The organism is Streptomyces asoensis (assembly GCF_016860545.1).
In the GTDB taxonomy this organism is placed as follows: domain Bacteria; phylum Actinomycetota; class Actinomycetes; order Streptomycetales; family Streptomycetaceae; genus Streptomyces; species Streptomyces asoensis.
Genome location: NZ_BNEB01000002.1, coordinates 1,379,391 through 1,397,091, shown reverse-complemented (window position 1 = coordinate 1,397,091; position 17,701 = coordinate 1,379,391). Strand labels below are relative to the sequence as shown.

The window sequence follows — 17,701 nt, the reverse complement described above, 5'->3', positions numbered from 1 at the left end:
TCCTGGTTACTGACGCGTACGGTAACCGGCCGCCGGGGCTGCCGTCACCGTCGTTCGCCCAGGAATTCGAGGATGTGTCCGAAGACGTCGAGCGCCGCGCCGCGGCCGAGGAAGGTGTCGAGGTGACCGTAGCCCGGGATCTCCGTGTACCGGACGTCCAGGTGGGGCTGCCGGTGGGCGAGGACGTCGTGGCAGAGCCGCTGGGAATCGAGCCACAGCCCGTTCTCGCTGCCGGACAGCAGCAGGACCGGTGCGTCGACGCGGCCGGCCGCGTCCAGGGCGTTGGGCGGCAGTGCGGCGTAGCGCCGGTCGGTCTCGTGCCAGCGGACCACGCTGCGGGCCAGCTCGATCCGGCGCAGATGGGGCAGGATCCACAGCGGGGCGGGGCCGAGCAGCTCGGCGAGCCGGTCGTGGGTGGCCGCGCTCAGGTTCTCGTGGACGAAGAGCGAGGCCCCGGTCCCCCAGGCCGAGTTGTGCAGGATCTGGCAGGTCGGGTCCGGGCAGGTCGCCCCGCGCGAGGCCAGCGCGAACAGCGGGGTGTACCGGGACCACAGGCCGACCTTGCGGAAGTCGACCGGGATGTGGTCGATCCGGGTCTTCAGCAGCTCCCCGGCGACGGACATCCGCAGCGAGGTGCGCCCCGCCAGCTTCGGCGTGAGGAACACCCCTTGGGAGACGACCCCGGCGAGCCCGGGCACGAGTCCGGCCGTCATGCTCAGCGACAGGGCGAGGGAGCCGATGCAGTGCGCCACCACGAACAGGGGCCGGTCCTCGGTGGCCGCCCGGATGTGGGAGACCGCCGCCGGGACGTCGTACAGCGCCACGTCGTCGTACGTGTAGCGCTGCCCGGTCTCGTTGTAGGGCAGGCGGCAGCTGCCGCGCCAGTCGAGCAGCCAGGGCTCGTAGCCGTCGTCGAGGAGCGAGTCGACGAGGTTGCGGGTCTCGGGGAGCAGGAACATGTCCGCGGACGCGGTGTGACCGTGCAGGAGCAGCACGGCCGGGCGTCCGGTGTCGCCGGTGTGGATGCGGGTCAGGCCGAGGCGGACGCCGTCGGGGGCCCGCAGGGGGATCTCCTCGACGCGGGCCGGGTCGAGGCGGTGGCGCAGGGGCCGGGGCGCGGGTGTGGTCCGCACCCTGCGCAGGGCCGGCCGGCGGGCGGGGGTGGTCCGGAAGATCATCGGTGCTGCTCCGTGAGGTTCGGGGTGCGGCGCAGGTCGAGCAGGTCGGCGGCGGCCCGGGCGAACGGGCCGAGCAGACCGCGCCCCATCTCCAGGCCGAACCAGGCGAGCCAGGTCAGCTTGGCGGCGCGCTTCTCCCCCGCGGTGAGGTGCGGTGCGACCTTGATGCCGTCGATCTGGTCCCGCACGTAGGAGTCGGCCGGGACGACGACCTCGCCGGCCAGGACGGCGGGTCCGCCCTCGCGGCCGGCCTCGATCGTCAGGGCGCGGGTCTGGTGCCAGAGGTCACGGCGGGCCCGCGCGTGCTTGTGGCCCTCCAGCCACCACAGTTCGCCGTCCTCGTCACTCAACGCGATCCGGTAGCGCAGGAGTTGGTGCTTGAGGCCGTGATGGCGCGGGATGCCCTCGTCGGGGCGGACCCAGACGTCGCCGGACACGACGGTGAGCGGGCGGCCGTGGATCGCCGGGCACACGACCTCGCCGGTGACGTCGATCCTGCGCTCCTCGACGAGCTGGTGCATGCTCGCGACGGAGAGCGTGAGGGACAGGGCACAGGGCGTGTCGTCCGTGCCGCCGTCCAGGGCGCGGACGCTGCCCTCGGCGGTCTCGGCGAACCACAGGTAGGGCTGGTCGCCCTTGCCCGGGAGGCGGCCGAGACCGTCCTCGGCGAGCTTCTCGAACGTCCGCAGCTGGGCGCGGGCGTCGTAGCGCGCGGCGGGCGGCAGGCCGAGCGCCTCGACGAGGGCGTCGGTGCGGGCGGCGACGGCGGCCGGGCCGCCGAGCGTGGCCTCGCACAGCTTCAGGGCGGTGGGGCTGCGCAACACCCGGGTCAGGAAACCGAGTTCGGGGACCGGCTCGGCCTCCAGACGGGCCAGGACGTCGGCCCGCCATGCGTCCCAGTCCTGCACCCGGACGTGCATGCCGCCCGACGCCATGTCCCGGACGACGTCGTCGAGGGTGCCGGGCACACCGGTGAGGTGGTAGTCGAAGCCCCACGCGTCCGGTTCGCAGACGACGGCCGCGGCCACGCGGCTGACCCAGTCGACCGGTGCCACATTGAGGTGACGGAACGCCGGCACCGTGCGGAAGCGGCCGAAGGCCGAGATCAGTCCGCTGCTCAGGTCCTGGGGGTTGTAGGCGCCGGTCCTGCTGTGGCCGCCGATGCCGCCCGGTCGCAGGGCGGACACCACCAGGCCGTGGTCGCGGGCGCGGCGCAGGGCGGTCTCGGCGGCCCACTTGGACTGGTCGTAGCCCGCGACGAGCCCGTCCACGTGCGCGAAGGGGTCGTCCTCCCCCATGGAGGTGATGCCCACCTCGTTGAACACGGCGATCGAGGAGATGTGGTGCAGCGGCTTGGGCCGTCCGGTGGCGGCGAGTTCGGCGAGGGTGAGGGTGCCGAGCACGTTGCCGGACCGCAGGGACCGGTAGCCGCGCAGGAAGTCCACGGCCGCCGCCACGCCGACGACACTGTCCAGCTCCCGGGCGAGGGTGAGCCACTGCTCCTCGGAGAGACCGAGACGGGGCTCGCGCAGATCGCCGGGGACGACGGTGACGCGGCGGCGGATCTCGGAGTTCCAGGGCAGCCGGTAGCCGCGCAGGCTCTCGCCGAGGCGGGCGGCGGCCGACGCCTCGTCCGCGCCGCGCACCAGGCAGTGGACGTGCGCGTCGCTGTGCCGGAGCAGGTCCAGCAGCAGATGCCCGCCGAGGAAGCCCGTCGCGCCGGTGAGCAGGATCCGCCGGGGCGGCAGCGGCTCGGGCGAGCGGACGAAGGGCAGCCGGTCGGCGAGGGCCAGATCGGCCAGGATCTGTTCCAGGTCCTCCTGCCGGGCCCGGGAGTGCGGGGGCTCGCCGGACGGCGGGAAGTCGGGCAGGGCAAGGGTGGTGACCGGCTGGGCGCCACGGGGCACGACGGCGACGGCCGGTGTCCCGGCTCCGGACGGCGCGGCCGCCTCCCCGGAGGTCTCGGGGACGGTACCGGTGGTGAGGCCGGTGGCCGCGAGCCAGCGGCGGGCCAGGCTGAGGGGGCGCGCGTCGGCGAACACGTCGTCCAGGCTCAGCTCGACGCCCAGATCGCGCTCCAGCTCCGCCGCGAGTTCCACCGCGTGCACGGAGCCGCCCCCGGCGTCGAAGAAGTCGGTATCCAGGTCCAGCCGCCCCTTCGGCAGATGGCGTCCGGCCGCGTCGGCGATGGCGAGGGCGAGACCCCGCACGTCCGGGACGGGCGCGATCGACGCGTCGGACCCACCCGCCCCGGAAGCCTTACCCCGACCCGGGACGGGCGCCCGCTCCGCGGCCGGAACGCCGTCCGCGGCCGGCGAAGCCGGTACGGCAGCCTCGGCCGCCGCCGGACCGGGCGATGCGGGCGCAACCGGCCCGGCGGCGGGCGCGGTCGGCGAAGGCGCAGGTCGGGGTGGTGTGGTGTCCGCTGTCACCGCGCAGCCGGGCTCAGCGGCCGCGAGGCCGGGCGATGCGGCCTGTGCCGGTGTCGGCGGGGGCGTGGGGGTGAGCATGGACAGGAGGTCCGTCACGCTCGGGCCCTGGTCCCCGACGCCCTCGATCGCCTCGGCGGTCGCCCGCTGGGCGGCGCCGACCGCCGCGTCCTCGTTCATGTCACGCATGGAAGCCCTTCACGGTGTGCACGGTCCTTTCGTCACTGCTGCTGCCAGGAGCGGAACGCCCGCAGGTGTTCCGGCGTGGCCACGGTCTCCAGGAGCTCGTCGTCGGGCTCGCCTCCACCGAGCGCGGCGACGATCCGGCGGGCCGGCGCGTTGCGCGGGGTGCGCCGGGCCGTGAGGCCGATCTTCGAGCAGCCGAGTGTGTCGGCGCGGTCGGCGAGCCACCCCAGGAGCCGTTCCTCGACGCCCCGGCCCAGCGCCCGGCAGCTCATCAGCCAGGCCAGTACGTCGAGCCGGTCGCCCTCGACGCGCACGGCGAGCAGACCGATCTGGCCGTAGTCGCCGAAGCGGTCGCGGGCCGACGCGGTCCACACCTCGCCCCGCCCGCGCCACCGGGCGAGGTCCGCGCCGTCGGACGAACGGGCCCGCAGGGTGAACTGGTTGGTGCGGCGCACCAGTTGTTCGGCCCGCTCGACGTCCTCGTCGCCGAGGGGGCGGATGTCGACCTCCAGTTCCAGCCGGTCGAGGAACTCCTCGAACCCGGCCTGTTCCCGGACGGCGTCCCGCTCCCGTTCCTGGTCGTAGAACCGGGCCCGCGACGCGTCCTCGGCGGTCGCGGCGGCGGGCACCAGCGGCCACAACCGGTCCAGGAACGCGGCCAGTCCGGCCTGCGGCGGGCAGGTCACCGCCAGGACCCGGGGCAGCTCCGCCCGCATCCTGGCGATCTCGGCGGGGTTGTCGTCGAGGAAGAGGAAGCTGTCGACGCCGAGACCGAGGGTGCGGGCGGCCTCCCCCAGCCGGGCGGGCTTCGGCCCCCAGCCGGCGGACAGGACGCTGAAGTGCTCGGGTTTCAGGAGGCTTTCGGGCCGGTCGAGCACGGCCCGGACGGTCTCCTCGTCGTTGTTGCTGATCAGGGCCAGCAGCGTGCCGGCCTCGCGCCACCGCAGGAGTCTGCGCGCGAGCAGGGCCCGCGGTCCGGACAGGTCCACGGCGTCGGGGCCGCTCTCCCCGGCCACCCCGCCCCACAGGGTCTCGTCGCCGTCGACCGCGATCACCTTGGGCGCGGGCCGCAGCACGGCCCGTACGGTCTCGGCGAGGGACAGCGCCACCGCCGCCTGGAACCGCGGGGTGAAGGGGAGATGGGCGAGCCGTTCGGTGCGTTCGTCGAAGCGTTCCTCGACGGGGTGGCGGAGCGTCCAGTGGTCCGTGTCGAGGACCGCGACACCGGGCAGCCCGGTCAGCTCGTCGGCGACTTCGCGTTCCCACCTCGCGAGGCGTCCGTCGTCGTGCGGGGACGCGGCGCCGGAGGGCAGGAAGCCGACGATCAGCGGCCGGCGGGTGCGTTCGGCGGCGGCCCGCAGCGCGGCCGGGTACGCCTCGCGCAGTTCGGCGAGGAGGGTGTCGTCCACCGGGCCGAACCGGTCCAGGTCCGTCGCCCGCAGCAGCACCACGCCGACCGTGGTGGCGGGGTCGGCGAAGACGCCGGAGGGGTCGCGAAGGGCGGAGAGCACCTGGTGGTAGGGCGCCTCGACGACCGTGGGGGCGTCGTCCCCGAGGGCCGCGCGGCACATCGGCGGGAGGTTGCCGAGCGCGAAGGTCGCGGCGAGGACGAGGGTGCGGCCGGGAGCGGCGGCGGCCGGCGGGGCGGTGTGCTCCCCGGCGGCCGGTTCCGTCCGGGGCGCCGCGGCCCGGGACGCGGCGGGCGAAGCGGGCGGGCGTACCGCGGCCGTGGTGTCGCGCACGGTCTCCTCCAGCAGCCGCAGGAACGCGTCGGCCAGCGCGGTCGTGTCCGCCGTGTCCAGGATGTCGAGGTTGTGGTCGAGCCGGACGCGGCCCGCGTCGGGCAGCATCGTGATCATGAGGTCCAGGTCGGTGTGGCCCGTCCCGGCGGGCAGGACGTCGAGACGGTCCAGGCGGCCGCCGTGCCGGACGTGGTTGTAGTACACCTCGACCAGCGGGGCGTCGGGCCGGTGCAGGTTCTGGCGGGCCAGCGTGCCGAGGACGTCGGAGAACATGGCGCCCGGGGTCAGGAGCCGCCGCAGTCGGGCGTCGGTGCGGCGCAGCACGTCCGCGACGGGCTCGGCGGGGCGCGCCTCGGCCGGGAAGGGGACGGGTACGCCGAAGAAGCCCACCGCGTCGAAGGCGTCGGCGTGCAGGCGGGTGTCCACCGGCACGGCGAGCACGAACCGTTCCTTCTCGCGTGCGCGGGCCAGCAGGACGGTCAGGGTGCCGAGGCAGAACGCGGCGGGGGTGACGGCGAGGGCGCTCGCGGCCGCCGCCACCCGGTCCGTGAGCCCCTCGGGGAGCGGCACGGTGACGCTGCCGGCCCGGTAGGACCGCTCGGCGGGGCGTGGACCGGAGAGGGTGAGGTCGAGGCGTTCGCTGCCGTCGAAGGCGGCGCGCCACTCGGCCGAGGCCGTGCCGTCCGCCGCCGGCTCCCCTTCCTCGCCGCTCGCGGGCCCGGCGCCGACGGTCTGCTGGGCCTGGATCAGCAGGTGGAGGTCCCGGTTGGTGACGTCGGAGCCGAGCGGGGTGCCGGACAGCTCGGTGTCGATCTCCGTGGCGACGAGCAGCAGCGACTGGAGGTCGCTGACGGCGTGATGCGCTCCGAAGACCAGGACCTGACCGTGGGCTGCGCCGTCGAGCAGCAGGAACCGCCACAGGGGTGCGGCCGCCAGGTCGAACGGCGGTTCCAGCAGGGTCCGCAGCCGGGCGGCCGCGTCCGGCTCGCCGTCCACGGCGGTCCACCGGAGCAGCGGCTCCGCCGGTTCCCGGACGACGCTCAGCCGTCGTCCGCCGGCGTCCGTGACGACCGCGGTGCGCAGGGCCGCGTGCCGCGCCGTGAGCCGGGCGACGATGCCGGTCAGGGTCTCGCGGGTGGTGGGTGTGGTGAGGCGTACGGCGAGGCCTACGGCGTGGGCCGCCTGCGGCATGCCGGGGGCGGCGCTGCGCAGCAGGCGGACGACGTCCCGGGTGACGGGGAGCACCTCGGTCGCCGGCACCTCCCGCGCCGGGGTGGCCGCCGGTGCCGGGACCGGCCGTTCCGGCAGGGCACCGGCCAGGGTGGCGACCAGGCCGCGGATGTCGGCGGCGGCGAACATCTCGGCGGTGGGCAGTTCGACGCCGAGCTCGCGCGTGAAGGCGTTGCGCAGGCGCACCAGCATGAGGGAGTCCAGGCCGAGTTCCTTCAGCGCGGCGTTCGCACCGCCGTCCACGGCGCCGCCGGCCACCTCGCCGACCCGGGCGCGGACATAGGCGTCGAGCCAGACGGCGCGGTCCTCGGCGGTGGCCGCCGCGAAGACCTTCCGCACGAGGCCGTCCGTGTCGCCCGGGCCCGTGGGGGCGCCGACGAGTCCGGCGAGGATCGGCCGGGTGCGGGCGAGGTCCGGGGCGAGGGCGAGCAGCTCGCGGTCCAGGGCGAGGGGGGCCAGTTGGCGGCGCGCGGAGCAAAGGACGCGGTCGAAGAGCTCTCCGCCCTCCTGCGGGGAGAAGGCGAGGAGGCCGGAGCGGCCGGTCTGCGCGGCCCGGGTGCCGGACCCGGCGACCATGCCGACGCCGGACCAGGCGCCCCAGTCCAGGCTCAGCGCCCGCCGGCCGGTGCGGGAGAGGTGGTGGGCCCAGGCGTCGAGGAAGGCGTTGGCCGCCGAGTAGGGGCTCTGCCCGGCCGAGCCGAACAGTCCGGCGGCGGAGGCGAAGAGGACCAGGCTGCGTGCTTCCGGGGCCAGTTCGGTGAGCAGGGCGGTGCCGAGCACCTTGGGGGCGAGGACCCGCAGGACGCGGTCCTCGGTCAGGTTCGCCAGGGTCGCGTCGTCGAGGACTCCGGCCGCGTGGACGATTCCCGTGAGCGGCCCGGCCTCCCGTCGTACGGCGTCCAGGGCGGCCGAGAGGGCGTCGCGGTCGGCGACGTCGGCGCGCGCGAGGTGCACGGCGACCCCGCGCTCCCGGAGTTCCTGGATCCAGCGGGCCGTGTCGGGGTCGGGGGTGCCGCGGCCCAGCAGGGCGAGGCGGCGGACCCCGCGGCGGACCAGCCGTTCGGCGACGACGCGGCCGAGTCCGCCCAGGCCGCCGGTGATCAGGTGGACGCCGTCGGGCGCGAGGTCGCCCGTGTCGTCGGGGCGGGTGCGGGCGAGCCGGGGGACGAGGCGGCCCGACGCGCGCAGGGCGACGAGGCGTTCGTCGTCGGCGTGCAGGAGCTGGGTCCGGAGCGCGTCGGCGCCGCCCTCGGCGGGAAGGTCCACCAGGGTGACGGAGAGCTCGGGGTGCTCCTGGGCGAGCGCGAGGCCGAAGCCCCAGGCGAGCGCCTGCTGCGGGTGGACGACCTGCTCGCTGTCGCCGGCGGCCTGGGTGCCCCGGACGACGGTGAACAGCCGGGGAGAGCGGCCGGGTGCGCGTCCGGCGAGGGCGCGCGCGAGGTGCAGGGTGCTCAGGCAGCACAGCCGGGCCGCTTCGCCGGCGGTCTCCGTGTCCACGACGGCGGGTGCGTCGAGTGCGGTGAGCTGCACGATCCGGGCGGGCAGGGTGCCGGGGCAGGCCTCGTCGAGCAGGCGGCGCAGCTGCTCCGGGTCGGCGGGGTCGAGCACGTACCGGCCCGGTCCCTCCTGGGCGAACTCCGTGCCGGGGCGGGCGATCACGAGCGGCTCGGCGGACGGGCCGAGGCGGGCGGCGAGATCGCTGCCGGTGCCGGTCGTGTCGGAGAGGATCAGCCAGCCGCCGTCGACGGGCGGTTCCTGCGCGTCGGGGCGGGGCCGCCAGCGGGTCTCGAAGAGGGCGCCGTCCAGCGGTGAGAGGGCGGCGAGACGGAACTCCTGGATTTCCAGGAGGAGTTGTTCGTCCTCGTCCCACAGGTGCAGGTCGAGGACGGCGGTGTCCCCGTCCACCGCGCGCAGGACGCACGTCACCCAGGCGGGTGCGGAGCGGCGGCCGGTGCGGCGGACCCGGCCGAACCCGGCGGGCACGAACGCCCGTCCCTCGGGGGCGTCGCCCGGCAGGGCGGCGGCGTGCAGGGCCGCGTCCAGGACGGCGGGGTGCAGGAGGTGTCCGGCGGCGGGCCGGTCGGTCAGCCGGCCGATCGCGGCGCTGCCGGTGCGGCGGCCCGACTCCAGGTTGCGGAAGGCGGGCCCGTAGTCGATGCCCAGGGCGTTCAACCGGGCGTAGACGGCGTCGAGTTCGACGTCCTCCTCGCAGCGCCGGCGGATCTCGTCCAGGGTGGCCCCGACGGGAGGTGCGCCGGTCGTGACGCGGCCTTCGGCGTGCCGCTCCCAGTCGCCGCCGGCGGCGGCCGCCGAGGCGATGGTGAACACCCTGGTGCCGTCGGCGGCGGGCCGCAGCACGAGCTGGAGCCGTACGGGGGCGTCCTCGGTGAGGCGCAGGGGCCTGAGGAACCGCACGTCCGCGAGGCTCACTTCGGCGCCGTCCGGCGACGTGGCGGCGGCGGCCTCCAGGGCCATGCCGAGGAAGGCGGCGCCGGGCAGCCAGACCTCGCCGGTGACGCGGTGGTCGGTGAGGTAGGTGAAGCGGTTGTCGCGCAGGTCGATCTCGCTCTGGAAGAGGTCCCGGCCGGGTTCGTCGCTGGCCTGGACGCGGGTGCCGAGCAGCGGGGAGGCGCCGGGTGCGGCCGCGGGCGCCGGGGTGAGCCAGTGCCGTTCGCGGGTGAAGGCGTAGGTGGGCGCGTCGAGTCGGCGGCCGCGCGGGAACAGCGTGGCCCAGTCCGGTTCGTGTCCGGCCGTGTACAGCGCGCCGACCTGGCGCAGCAGGGCGTCGTGGCCGCCCTGTCCGCGGCGCAGCGAGCCGATGCCCACGGCGTCGACGCCGGTTTCGGCGGCCACGGCCTCGATCGCGGGGGTGAGCGAGGGATGCGGGCTGAGCTCGACGAAGAAGCGGTACCCGTCGTCCAGCATGCGGGCGACGGTGTCCGCGAAGCGGACCGGCTCGCGGAGGTTGGCGTACCAGTACGCGGCGTCCAGCCGGTCCCCGGGCACGGGTTCGGCCAGGACGGCCGAGTACAGCGGGGTGTCCGTCCGGGTGCCCCGGACGGTCCGGAAGCGGTCGAGCAGGTCCGCGCGCAGGGGTTCCATGAGCGGGCTGTGCGAGGCGAACGGCGTGGACAGCGTCCGCACGGTGACCTCGCGCCCGGTGAGCAGTGCGCGCAGGTCGGCGAGGGCGCCGGCGGCGCCGGTGACCGCGGTGGAGCGGGCGCTGTTGACGGCGCCGACGAACAGTTGGCCCGCGTAGGGTGCGAGCAGTTCCGCGACGTCGTCGTGCGGGAGTCCGACGGCGATCATCCCGCCGTGTCCGACCAGGGGGACGACCGCGCGGGCGCGCGCGGTCACCACGGTCACGGCGTCGTCGAGGGTGAGGGCGCCCGCGCTGTAGGCGGCGGCGATCTCCCCGAGGCTGTGGCCGACGACGGCGTCCGGGTGCACCCCGAGGGCCCGCCAGGCGGCGGCCAGGGAGGCGTTGACGGCGAACAGCGCGGGCTGGAGGTACTCGGTGCGCGCCAGCGGCGAGAACTCCTCCGGTGCGCGCAGCACGTCGAGCACGGACCAGCCGACGTGCCGCCGGATCGCCTCGTCGACGCGGGTCAGCTCGGCGCGGAAGGCCGGCGACCGGTCCATCGTGTCCAGGCCCATGCCCGGCCACTGGCCGCCGTGGCCGGCGAAGACGAAGGCGACCTTGCCGGTGCGTTCCTCACGGGCTCCGGACAGCGGTGTCCGGCCCGACGCCAACGCCTTGAGTGCGGAGCGCAGTTCGCCGGGAGTGTCCGCGACGACGGCGGCGCGCCGCTCGAAGTGGCTGCGGTGCCGGGCCAGCGTGTGGGCGAGGTCCGGCAGGTCCGTGTCCGCGGTGACGTACGCGGCGAGCCGCGCGGCCTGCCCGCGCAGGGCGGCCTCGCCGCGTCCGGAGAGCACGAACAGCCGCTCCGCGGGGCCGGTGCCGGTCTCCGCGGTCGGGGCCGGGAGCTCCGGTGCGGGGGCTTCCTCGACGACGACGTGCGCGTTGGTGCCGCTGATGCCGAAGGCGCTGACCCCCGCGCGCCGCACCCGTCCGTCGGCCACGGTCCAGGGCCGCGCCTCCCGGAGCAGCCGCAGCCCGCTGCCGTCCCAGTCGACGTGCCTGCTCGGCGTGCCGGCGTGCAGGGTGGCGGGCAGGGTCCGGTGGCGCAGCGACTGCACCGTCTTGATCAGCGCGGCGACTCCCGAAGCGGCCTGCGTGTGGCCGATGTTGGACTTGAGGGAGCCCAGGTACAGCGGCCGGTCCTGTGGCCGTGCGGGGCCGAAGACCGCGGCGAGGGCGTTGGCCTCGATGGGGTCGCCGAGGGTGGTGCCGGTGCCGTGCGCCTCGATGAGGTCGATGTCGTCGGGCGTGAGCGCGGACAGCTCCAGGGCGCGGCGCAGCACCAACTCCTGCGCGGGCCCGTTGGGGGCGGACAGTCCCTGGCTGCGGCCGTCCTGGTTGACGGCGGTGCCGCGCAGCACGGCGAGCACCTCGTCGCCGTCGCGCCGGGCGTCGCCGAGCCGCTTCAGGACGAGCAGGCCGGCGCCCTCGGCCCAGACGGCGCCGTCGGCGCCGTCGGAGAAGGAGCGGCACCGGCCGGTGGCGGAGAGCCCGCGCAGGCGGCTGAACTCCACGAAGGTCTGCGGGGTGACCATCAGGGTGACACCGCCGGCGAGCGCGAGGTCGCACTCCCCCGCCCTGAGCGCCTGGGCGGCGAGATGGGTGGCGACCAGGGAGGACGAGCAGGCCGTGTCGACGGTGAGCGCGGGTCCGTGCAGACCGAGGGCGTAGGCGAGCCGGCCGGAGGCGACGCTGAGCGCGGAGCCGGTGCCGACGTACCCGTCGAGCTGGTCGAGGCGTGAGCCCGACAGGTAGTCGCTGCCGAACATGCCGACGTAGACGCCGGTGGTGCTGCCGGCGAGGGCGGCGGGCACGATGCCCGCGCGCTCCAGGGCCTCCCACGCGGTCTCCAGGAGCAGCCGCTGCTGCGGGTCCATGGCGGCGGCCTCCTTCGGGGTGATGCCGAAGAAGCCGGCGTCGAAGGACTCGATGTCGTCGAGGAAGCCGCCCTCGCGGGCGTACGTCTTGCCGGGGGCGTCCGGGTCGGGGTCGTAGAGGGACTCGACGTCCCACCGTCCGGCCGGGAAGGGGCCGACGGCGTCCCGGCCCTCGGCGACCAGGCGCCACAGCGCGTCGGGGTCGTGCACGCCGCCGGGGAGGCGGCAGGCCATGGCCACGATCGCGACGGGCTCGTCGTGGGCTCTGCCCGCCGTGTCGTCGGCCGGGGCCGTCGCCGCGGTCGGCCGGGGCGCCGCGCCGGGCAGGGTGGCGAGGAGGTGGGTGGTGAGCCGGGTCGGGGTGGGGTGGTCGAACAGGAGGGTGGCGGGGAGCCGGGTGGACAGGCGGCCGCTGATGCGGTTGCGCAGTTCGACCGCCGTGACGGAGTCCATGCCGAGTTCGCGCAGCGGCAGGTCGGGGCGGACGGCCTCGGCCGAGCGCAGACCGAGGGCGCGCGCGGCCTCCTCGCGGACCAGGGCGAGCAGCCGTGCGGCCCGTTCGTCCTCGGGCAGCGCGGCCAGCCGTCCGGCGAGCCCCTCCCCCGCCGCGGTGGCGGCCCGCGGCGCGGGCAGCAGATCGCGCCACAGGGCGTCCCCGGCGACGGACTCCCGCAGCCTCGGCAGGTCCAGGGCCCAGGCGACCAGGTGGGGCGTGTCGCGGCGGACGGCGAGTGCGACCAGGTCGCGGCCCTGCTCGGCGGTCAGGGCACGGTGTCCGAGGCGGGCCATGCGTGCCAGGTCGGCGTGTCCGGCGGCGAGGCCCTCGCCCGCCCAGGCGCCGAAGGAGACCGAGACGCCGGGCAGGCCGCGGGCGCGCCGGTGGTGGGCGAGCTGGTCGAGGAAGACGTTGGCGGCCGCGTAGTTGGCCTGGCCCGCGTTGCCGAGGACGCCCGCGGCCGAGGAGACCAGCAGGAACATCTCCAGTGGCAGACCGGCGGTGAGCCGGTGCAGGTGGGCGGCGCCCTCGGCCTTGGGGCCGAGGACCCGGGCGAGGCGCTCGGGGGTCAGTTCGGCGAGCACCCCGTCGTCGAGGACCCCGGCGCAGTGCACGACCCCGCGCAGGGGCAACCTTTCGCCCGCGCTCGCGACGACGTCCGCCAGGGCGTCCGCGTCCGTGACGTCGCACGCCGCCGTCTCGGCCTCGGCGCCGAGTGCGGCCAGTTCGGCGACGGCCGAGGCGGCGCGCGGGTCGGCGGCGCCCCGACGGGACGTCAGCACCAGTCGGGGCACGCCCTGTTCGGCCAGCAGCCGGGCGATGTGCAGGCCGACCGCGCCCAGCCCGCCGGTGATCAGGACGGTGCCGTCGGCCGGCACGGCGCCGCCGTCCGCCGGGCGGGCCCGGACCAGCCGGGGTGCCAGCAGCGCGCCCCCGCGGTGGGCCAGTTCGGGCTCGTCGGACTGCGCGGCGGCGATCAGCGCCTCCTCCACGCCCTCGGACCCCTCGATGTCCAGCAGGCTCAGGCCGAGACCGGGATGCTCGGAGCGGGCGGTGCGGGCCAGGCCCCAGAGCACCGACCGGGCGAGGTCCGGTACGGCGTCCCCCGCACCGGCGGCGATCGCCCCGCGGGTCACCCACACGGTCCGCGCCGGTGCCCGGCCGGGCGGGAGCGCGATGAGCTCCCGCAGCTCGGCGAACGCCTCCGCGGCGCCCTCCCGCGCCGCCGCGCCGGGCTCCGCGCCCGCGCCGGTGCCCGGCCAGAACCGTACGGCGACGTCGGCGCCGCGGTCGCCCACCCGGATCCCGGCCGCCCGCAACCCGGGCAGCGCCCGCGGGGCGCCGACGAGCGTCCACGCGCCGGGAGCGGCCGCCACCGGGTCGACGGCCGTCCACGCCACCTCGTACAGGTGCCCGGCGTTCGCCGGGCCGCCGGTGAGGTCCGCGGGGGTCACGGCGCGCAGCCGCACGTCCTCCAGCCGGCCCGCCGGGAAGCCGTCGGTGTCCCACAGGGTGACGTCGAGGGTGAGGTCGGTGGCCGTGGTCCCGGTGCGGCGGACGGCGGCGACGAGTTCGCCGGCGCCGCCGGGCGGCAGCACGCAGCGGCCCACCGCGACCGGCAGGTGCACCCGGCCGTCGGCGGCGCCGAACGCCGCGGCCGTGTGCAGCGCGGCGTCCAGCAGGGCCGGGTGGACCGGGTAGGGGTCGGCGGAGTCCCGGGCCGCTCCGGGCAGGGAGAGCCGGGCGATCAGCTCGCCGTCACCGGTGCGCACGGCCTCGCGCACGCCCCGGAAGGCGGGCCCGTATCCGAGGCCGGCGCCGGCCAGCCGCTCGTAGGTCTCCGGCGTCCAGGCCGGGGTGCCGTCCTCGGGCCACGCCGGGGGCCGGTCCGCGGGCGCCGGGACGGCGGGGGCGGCCGAGGCGGTGGCGAGCAGGGTCCAGCCCGCGGCCTCCTGGCCGCGCGGTCGGCTGTGCACGGTGATCTCCGCGCCGGGACCCTCCACGACGACCTCGACGGAGACCTCGGCCGTGCCGGTGGCGGGCAGTGTGAGCGGGGCCAGGAGGAGCAGCCCGGTGAGGTCGCCGGGCTCGTCGGGCCGCGCCGTGCCGAGGGCCGCGCGGCACAGTTCGAGCAGGGTGGTGCCCGAGACGACGGTCCGGCCGAACACGGTGTGGTCGGGCAGCCAGCCGGCGGTCGCCGGGGACCACTCGCCCCGGAAGGTCCAGCGGGACGCGTCGGCGGACCGGAGCTGGATCCCGAGCAGCGGGTGGGCCGCGCGGTCGAGGAGTCCCGGGCCGGCGCTCGCCGTCTCGGGCTCGGTCCAGTAGCGCCGGGTGTCCCAGGCGTACGTGGGCAGCGGCAGCGGGGCCGTGCCGGGGGCCGGGCGGCGCCGGTCGACCGGGCCGCCGTGGACGTGGAGTTCGGCGGCGGCGCGGTCGAGGCAGGCGGGACCGTCCGCGTCGCGGCGCAGGGAGGCGACGACGACCAGGTCCTCGTCGACGGTGCGCAGGGCGGTGGACAGGGAGGGGTGAGGGCCGAGTTCGACGAAGAAGCGGTGGCCGTCGGCGACCAGGCGTTCGACGGTGGCCGCGAAGCGGACGGGCTCGCGCAGGTTGGTGTACCAGTAGCCGGCCTCCAGTTCCTCGGTGACGGGCTCACCGGTGACGGTGGAGTACCAGGCGACGGAGGCCGGGCAGGCGGTCACGCCGTCGAGTTCGTCGAGGATCAGGTCGCGGACCGGTTCCACGCCGGCGCTGTGGGAGGCGTAGTCGACGTCGAGGCGGCGGACGAACACCTGCTCCCGTTCGAGGTCCTCGATCAGGCCGAGCAGCGGCCCCGGCTCACCCGCCACGACCGTGGAGCGGCCGCTGTTGACGGCGGCCACGCAGACCCCTGCGCCGAGGCCCGCGAGGCGCTCCTCGACCTCGGTGCGGGGCAGGCCGACGACGGCCATGCCGCCCGTGCCGGACAGCGCGGTCAGTGCCCGCGCGCGCAGCGCGACCACGGCGGCGGCGTCGCTGAGGCTGAGGGCTCCGGCGACGCAGGCCGCGGCGACCTCGCCCTGGCTGTGCCCGACGACCGCGTCGGGGCGGACCCCCCTCGCCCGCCACACGGCCGCCAGGGAGACCATCACGGCGAACAGGACGGGTTGGACGACGTCCACCCGGTCCGGGGACGGGCTGCCCGGGTCGCCGCGCAGCACGGCCGCGACCGACCACTCGGTGAAGGGGCGCAACGCGCCGTCGCAGCGGTCGATTTCGTCGGCGAACACCGGATCGTGGGCCAGCAGGTCGCGGGCCATGCCGGTCCACTGGGCGCCCTGACCGGGGAAGACGAAGGCCACCTTCCCGCCCGGCAGGGCCTGCGCGGGCCCGGCGGTGCGCTCGGGGTCGGACCGGCCGTCGGCCAGTTCGCCCAGTGCGGCGAGGAGTTCCGCGCGGTCCGCGGCCCGGACGACGGCCCGGTGCCCGAAGTGGGTGCGGTGGTGCGCGAGGGTCGCCGCGACGGCGGCCGGCGGCCAGTGGGGGTGGTCCCCGACGGCCCGCGCGAGCCGCGCGGCCTGCCCCCGCAGGGCGGTCAGGTCACAGGCCGAGAGGGGGAAGTACAGCGGCCGCGACCCGTCGCGGCCGGGCGGCACCCCGTCCGGTCCCTCGGCCGCGGGCGGGCCGTCGTCGGGCAGGAGGGTGTCCTGGGGTGGCTCCTCCAGGATCACGTGGGCGTTGGTGCCGCTGATGCCGAACGCGCTGACGCCCGCTCGCCGTACCCGGTCGGCGCGGCGCGGCCAGGCCTCGGCCGTGTCCTGCACGCGCAGACCGGCGCCGTCCCAGGCGATGTGGCGGGTCGGCGGGTGCGCGTGCAGGGAGGCCGGGACCCGCTCGTGGGCGAGGGCCAGGACCGTCTTGATGACCCCGGCGACACCCGCCGCCGCCTGGCTGTGCCCGATGTTCGACTTGAGGGAGCCGACCCCCAGCGGACGGCCGGCGGGCCGGTCCTGGCCGAAGACGGCGGCGAGCGCGTTGCCCTCGATCGGGTCGCCGAGCGGGGTGCCGGTGCCGTGCGCCTCGACGTGGTCGATGTCCCGCGGACGGAGCCCGGCGGCGTCCAGCGCGGCCCGCAGCACCCGTTCCTGCGCGGGGCCGCTGGGAGCGCTGAGGCCCTGGCTGCGGCCGTCCTGGTTCAGGGCCGAGCCCTTGACGACCGCGAGGACGCGGTCGCCGTCCCGGCGGGCGTCGTCGAGCCGTTTCAGCAGCACCAGGCCGCATCCCTCGGCCCAGACCACCCCGTCCGCGTCGGCGGAGAACGGGCTGCACCGCCCGGAGGGCGACAGGCCCCGCAGCCTGCTGAACTCCACGTGGCCGCGCGGGGTGACCAGCAGCGTCGCGCCGCCCGCCAGGGCGAGGTCGCACTCACCGGCCGCGAGCGCCCGGGCCGCCAGGTGCAGGGCGACCAGGGACGAGGAGCACGCGGTGTCGACGGTGACCGCGGGGCCCTGGAGGCCGAGGGTGTAGGCGATGCGCCCGGAGGCGACGCTGGGCGCCGAACCGGTCCCGACGTGTCCGTCGAGCTGCCCGAGGGAGGCGGCGGCCAGGTATCCGCTGTCGTAGAGGCCGACGTACACACCCGTGTTGCTGCCGTTCAGCGTGGCGGGGACGATCCCGGCCCGCTCGAAGGTCTCCCAGGCGGTCTGGAGCAGGAGCCGCTGCTGCGGATCCATGGCGGCGGCCTCGCGCGGGGAGATCCCGAAGAAGGAGGCGTCGAAGCGGTCGATGCCGTCGAGGAAGCCGCCGCGCAGGCTGTAGGCCTTGCCGGTCGCCCCGGGGTCGGGGTCGAGCAGGCCGTGGGTGTCCCAACGCCCTTGCGGTACCTCGGAGATGACGTCCTGGCCGGTGTCGAGGAGCCGCCACAGCGCCTCGGGGTCGCCGGCTCCGCCGGGGAAGCGGCAGGCCATGGAGACGATGGCCGTGTCACCGGCGGAGCGCCCGGAGGCGTCCGGCGGGGAGGGCCGTCCGGCGGCGGGTGACGGGCCCGCGTCGGACGGGGCGTGCGCGAACAGGGCGTCCGTGAGCGCGGCGATCGTCGGGTGGTCGAAGACGAGCGAGGCCTCGACGGGGCGGCCGGTCCACTCGGCCAGCTCGCCGCCCAGGCTCACCAACTGCCGTGATCCGAGGCCGAACTCGGCGATCGGGCGGTGCGGGTCGACGTGTCGCGGGTCGAGGCCGGCCGCCTTCGCCACGGCCTCGGCCAGCCAGGCGCGTACGGCTTCGGGGGTCGTCGTGGACAAGTCGGTGCTCCGGTGAGGGGACGCGTTCGCAGGCATCGGGAAGGAGAGTCCTCGTGAACGGGGTGCGCGGCGGGGACGTACGGCACGGGACGCGTCGGCGCGCGGTCGTCCGGCGTACGGAGGTGAAAGGGACGGTGGC

3 protein-coding genes are annotated in these 17,701 nt (G+C 76.4%); all 3 read right to left on the bottom strand.

From position 1 onward, the window contains the following. Window positions 1-44 precede the first annotated feature (44 nt). The 3 genes from Saso_RS09140 to Saso_RS09130 are packed head-to-tail and all read right to left on the bottom strand — an operon-like array spanning window position 45 to window position 17,598. Window positions 45-1,178: an alpha/beta hydrolase gene (locus Saso_RS09140; protein WP_189922399.1), complete on the bottom strand. Its 1,134-nt coding sequence runs from the start codon at window positions 1,176-1,178 to the stop codon at window positions 45-47. Beyond that, entirely contained in the window at window positions 1,175-3,787 is a 2,613-nt protein-coding gene (locus Saso_RS09135; protein WP_229901299.1) for a thioester reductase domain-containing protein, read from the bottom strand. The genes Saso_RS09140 and Saso_RS09135 overlap by 4 nt, the downstream gene beginning before the upstream one ends. A gap of 41 nt (window positions 3,788-3,828) precedes the next feature. Further along, the gene (locus tag Saso_RS09130; RefSeq protein ID WP_189922409.1) at window positions 3,829-17,598 is read right to left on the bottom strand and encodes a type I polyketide synthase; all 13,770 of its coding nucleotides are present in this window, start codon (window positions 17,596-17,598) and stop codon (window positions 3,829-3,831) included. Between the last annotated feature and the right edge of the window lie 103 nt (window positions 17,599-17,701).

What these genes read in the sequence shown, in the direction of transcription:
- Saso_RS09140 (WP_189922399.1), bottom strand. Translation starts at nt 1,178, where the DNA reads ATGATCTTCCGGACCACCCCCGCCCGCCGGCCGGCCCTGCGCAGGGTG.
- Saso_RS09135 (WP_229901299.1), bottom strand. Translation starts at nt 3,787, where the DNA reads ATGAACGAGGACGCGGCGGTCGGCGCCGCCCAGCGGGCGACCGCCGAG.
- Saso_RS09130 (WP_189922409.1), bottom strand. Translation starts at nt 17,598, where the DNA reads ATGCCTGCGAACGCGTCCCCTCACCGGAGCACCGACTTGTCCACGACG.